This is a genomic window from Comamonas sp. (assembly GCF_036666375.1).
Taxonomy (GTDB): Bacteria; Pseudomonadota; Gammaproteobacteria; order Burkholderiales; family Burkholderiaceae_C; genus Comamonas.
In genome coordinates this window covers 2537-4432 of record NZ_JAVWWA010000193.1, presented here as the reverse complement: position 1 = coordinate 4432, position 1896 = coordinate 2537, and the positions used below count along the sequence as shown (strand labels likewise).

The window sequence follows — 1896 nt, the reverse complement described above, 5'->3', positions numbered from 1 at the left end:
TGGTGGAGATGGACCGCATCGAAGTACTCAAGGGCTCGTCGGGCCTGATGAACGGCGACGGCTATTACGGCGCCACGGTCAACATGATTCGCAAGCGCCCTGCGCACGAGTTCAAGGCCAGCGTCGGCGCTGGCGCAGGCAGCTGGGACAACTACCGCGCCGATGTGGATCTGGGTGGGGCGCTCAACGACAGCGGCAGCATCCGTGGCCGTCTGGTGGCCGCGGCCGCCGACGGCAAGGAGTTCCGCGACCATGCCAAGCGCAGCAACCAGACGCTGTTCGGCACGCTGGACATCGATCTGAGCGAGCGCACGCTGCTCAATGTCGGCTTCACCCAGCGCCAGCGCGAATACTACGGTGCGGGCAGCACCAGCATGAACCAGGCCTATGCGGCCAACGGCCAGTACATGGGCCTGCAGCCGCGCTCGTTCAATGTGGGCGCGCCCTGGTCAGGCTTTGCGCAAGATTCGCGCACGCTGTTCGCCAACCTGGAGCATCGTTTCGGCAATGGCTGGACCACCAAGCTGCGTGTCAGCGATGAAAGAACCGAGATGCCCGACGGCGAAGGCGGCATCTGGTTCACGGGCATTCCGGCCGTGGTGGATACCAATTGGGCACGCGATCACGTCAACAAGAACCGCAGTCTGGCGCTGGACCTGCAGGGTCCGGTGCAGCTGTTCGGCCGCACCCATGAGTTGCTGTTCGGGGTCGATGCCGCGCGCACCAGCTCCAATACCTATTCGGGCAACAGGCGCTACAGCAACGTCGCTTTCGACTACGCGGGCGGCGGCGCCGCCATCGTGCGTCCCGCTGATCTGGACAGCCTCCCGCTGAACAATCACAGCTATTTCAGCTCGCGCCGCCATTCGGTCTATGCCGCGGGCCGCTTCAATCTGGCCGACCCGGTCAAGCTGATCGCGGGCGCGCGCATCACCAATTACCAGCAGTACGATCTCACGCCATACGACTATTCGAACTACGACTTCGCGAAAAGCGATGTCATCACCCCGTACGCCGGTCTGGTGGTCGATGTGCATGAGAACGTCTCGCTCTATGGCAGCTATGCGAGCATCTTCAAGCCGCAAAGTGCGGTGGATGCGCAGGGCCGCACGCTGGACCCCGAAGAGGGCCAGACGCGCGAGATCGGCGCCAAGGGCGAGTTCTTCGACAAGCGCCTCAACGCCAGCCTGGCCTATTTCTGGATGAAGACCGACAACGTGGCCGAAGCCACGGGTGAAGTCACTCCCGACGGCATCAGCCTCTACCGCTCGGTGTCGGGCGTCACCAAGCGCGGCTACGAGCTCGAACTGTCCGGCGAAATCGCGCGCGGCTGGCAGGCCCAGGGCAGCTATGTGCAAAACAGCAGCAATCTGAACAACTACACCTATCTGCCGAAAAACCAGTTCAAGCTGGGCAGCACCTACCAGCTGGGCGGGGCGCTGAGCGGCCTGACCGTGGGCGCGGCGACGCGCTGGCAAAGCAAGACCACGGCCGGCCCGCTCACGCAGCCGTCGTTCTGGGTCGTCGATCTGATGGCGCGCTATCGCCTCAACGCCCATCTGAGCCTGAGCCTCAACGTGCGCAACGCATTCGACAAGAGCTACTTTGCCGGCATGCGAGATTTCGGTCGGGTGCAGTACACCTGGGGCGCGCCGCGCAGCGTGAATGTCGGCATGCGCTACGACTTCTGAAGCGCAGTTGGAAGTGCCGAGTTGTTCATCGGCACTTCGACAAGCTCAGTGCGAACGGAGTTTTTAGATCGACAAGCTCGCTGCGAACGGAGTGTGAAGTTCGGCCAGCGCGGAGCGAACGGCTTTTACGTTCGACAGGCACAGCGCGAACGGCCCAACGCCGTTCGCGCTGCCGCCATCAAAGATCGATGCTGGCCGACAGCTG

General features: G+C 63.2%; 1 protein-coding gene. It reads left to right on the top strand.

Annotated elements, in window-relative coordinates; all coding sequences use genetic code 11:
• Positions 1 to 1691 (top strand): TonB-dependent siderophore receptor (locus RR928_RS24350; protein ID WP_332684642.1); only part of this gene is annotated, 1691 nt, incomplete at its 5' end.
• Positions 1692 to 1896: the final 205 nt, after the last annotated feature.